Origin of the sequence: Lachnospira pectinoschiza (assembly GCF_020564355.1) — a bacterium.
GTDB classification, from domain to species: domain Bacteria; phylum Bacillota; class Clostridia; order Lachnospirales; family Lachnospiraceae; genus Lachnospira; species Lachnospira intestinalis.
On the sequence record NZ_JAJCRR010000017.1, the window covers coordinates 1 to 582 of the forward strand.

The 582-nt window shown below is 31.4% G+C and carries 1 protein-coding gene; it reads right to left on the reverse strand.

Annotated elements, in window-relative coordinates; translation table 11 throughout:
* Positions 1-176 precede the first annotated feature (176 nt).
* Positions 177-527 carry a YxeA family protein gene (locus LI288_RS14025; protein ID WP_227091064.1) on the reverse strand — a complete coding sequence of 117 codons (351 nt, stop codon included), beginning with the start codon at positions 525-527 and terminating at the stop codon, positions 177-179.
* Positions 528-582 lie beyond the last annotated feature (55 nt).

Here is a 582-nt window from a genome sequence, read left to right on the forward strand (position 1 = left end):
CCAAGCATAACCTCCACCGACAACAATTAATACAAGTGCCACGATTCCCACTAATACTTTTTTCATATTTTATACCTCATTTATTTTTCTTCTATAAAATTATTTTACTGTTATTTTTACAACTTACATTTTCTTAAAAAAGCAATTTTCACTCTTCATTAAATGTGGAGAATCCACTATTTCTCAAGCCTATTTAGTGCTGTTCGAGGAATTTCATACTCTTGCCTTGTTTTCCAGCTGGTTGCATCCTTTTTATTTTTCGCATGAATTTCCAGATAAGTTCCAGCATGGATTTCATGCTTCGTTTGAAGATAAAGCTCTCTAACATCTCCTTTAGAACTGACTCCCCTTACCGTATAATTATATTGACCGTCTAACGTCTCAGCAGTATTCTTAAGTGTTTTCTCTTTTACCTTCCCTTCCACATGTGCAAAGTAAATCCTTTGTGTATAGTTAATATTTTCCCAAAAAAAGCAAATATCTAAAATTAAAAGCACGCCTAAAAAACCAAACAATATTTTTTTCATTTTATTTTCCATTTAACTCACAATATTAAGTTGTTAGCATTATTTTACTCCGAAT

Excerpts from the sequence above, each read along its gene's own strand:
- LI288_RS14025 (WP_227091064.1), bottom strand. The coding sequence starts at position 527 with ATGAAAAAAATATTGTTTGGTTTTTTAGGCGTGCTTTTAATTTTAGAT.